The following is a 1539-nucleotide window of genomic DNA, read 5'->3' on the forward strand; positions in this document are numbered from 1 at the left end:
CGGTCACGATAAAACGGAATGCGCGGTCACCATCATCCAGAACAGACGGTCACGTTCAAACGGAATGGGCGGTCACGATAGGGCGGAATACGCAAGTGGTGGATGTAGAAAGGTTCGTTGGTCGGTGGCGGGTTCAGGGAAGCGCGGTGGGGTGCGAGTCATCTACTTCACTAAGTTGGCTAATGGCGAGATCTGGTTGTTGGTGATCTACAAAAAAGCCGTTAAGGAAAACATACCCGCGCATATCCTGAAGTCAGTTCGTGAGGTGCTGGAAAATGAGTAACGAGATATTGAGAGCAGAGGAACTTGGTAACAAGTTACTCCAATCTGTCAAAGAAATGAAAGCTGGCAAAGCGGCCCGAACCAGTCGTGTTGAGCCTAACGAGGTTGCAGAGGCGCGGAGCAAAACTGGGCTGACCCAGATTGAGTTTGCTGAGGTACTACATATTTCTCCGCGCACCTTGCAAGAATGGGAGCAAGGCCGACGTAACCCATCAGGGCCTGCAAAAGCGCTTATCGAGATTGCTGTCCGTCATCCTGAGGTTATTCGGGAAGACCTTGCGCTTAGGGGTTAACAAACAATTGCAGCGGATCAATTTTCGCTGTGCAACAATTACCCGCTGAATTGAGCGTTAAGCGTCAAAGTCAGCCCTTGACTACGTAACCATAGAGGTTACAGTATCTGCATGATTATTAGCTTCGTACACAAAGGACTCGAGCGGTTCTACCGTTCCGGCAAAACTTCAGGAGTTCAGGCGAAGCATGCCAAACGTTTGAGGCTGATTCTCACCAACCTTGACCAGGCGGAAAGTCCAGATGATATGGGTTTGCCCGGTCTCCGCTTGCACGAATTGAAGGGGAACCGAAAAGGCATTTGGTCTGTATCTGTAAGTGGTAATTGGAGGGTTACTTTTCGCTTTACTGGTAAGGATGCTGAAATTGTTAACTATGAGGATTATCACTAATGAGTATGCATAATCCGGCTCACCCGGGTGAAATTCTCAAAGAGTTAGTAATTGAACCAACAGGTGTAACAATTACTGATGTCTCTGAGCACCTGAATATAAGCCGTAAAACATTATCCAAGGTTTTAAATGGCCGAGGTTCTATCACTCCTGAAATGGCACTACGGCTTGAGTTGGCCTTTAAAAAGCCATCGGCCGATCACTGGCTCAGGCTGCAAAATGCTTATGATCTTTGGGCGGCTCGTCAACATCAGGCCATGCTGCAAGTTCGCCCTTATGAATTTGCATCACAAGCTTAACAAGTTGCTCCAATTCGTTCCGGGCCTTCGGCCCTCCACCGGACGCGCTTACGCGCGCCGTTGAGCAAGGCGTCAGAAGGTTCAGTTATACATTACCAGTCTGTTAACCACAGTTGACAGCCTGGCCTCCGTTAACTATAGTTCACACATGATTGAAATCCGAACAACAACAGCTTTCTCAAAGTAAGCGTTCATTCTAAGACGTCCTGCCGCCCGGCTGACATTCGCCCTACAGTAACCTCACATTTGCCCACACGAGGTTACCCCCATGAGAA

The 1539-nt window shown here is 48.8% G+C and carries 3 protein-coding genes and 1 pseudogene; all 4 read left to right on the forward strand.

Going from position 1 to position 1539, the window contains the following annotated elements; all coding sequences use genetic code 11:
- A pseudogene (locus ACQKE4_RS20665) lies at window positions 1-283 on the forward strand (hypothetical protein); the annotation flags it as partial.
- Window positions 276-575, forward strand: a complete 300-nt coding sequence (locus ACQKE4_RS20670; protein ID WP_427390099.1) for a helix-turn-helix domain-containing protein — start codon at window positions 276-278, stop codon at window positions 573-575. The pseudogene ACQKE4_RS20665 and the gene ACQKE4_RS20670, both read left to right, overlap by 8 nt.
- A 111-nt stretch (window positions 576-686) precedes the next feature.
- Entirely contained in the window at window positions 687-965 is a 279-nt protein-coding gene (locus ACQKE4_RS20675; protein WP_427390100.1) for a type II toxin-antitoxin system RelE/ParE family toxin, read from the forward strand.
- The gene (locus ACQKE4_RS20680; protein ID WP_427390101.1) at window positions 965-1264 is read left to right on the forward strand and encodes a HigA family addiction module antitoxin; all 300 of its coding nucleotides are present in this window, start codon (window positions 965-967) and stop codon (window positions 1262-1264) included. The genes ACQKE4_RS20675 and ACQKE4_RS20680 overlap by 1 nt, the downstream gene beginning before the upstream one ends.
- The last annotated feature ends 275 nt before the right edge of the window (window positions 1265-1539 follow it).

It is taken from the genome of Halomonas sp. NPDC076908 (assembly GCF_050269715.1).
GTDB lineage: Bacteria > Pseudomonadota > Gammaproteobacteria > Pseudomonadales > Halomonadaceae > Vreelandella.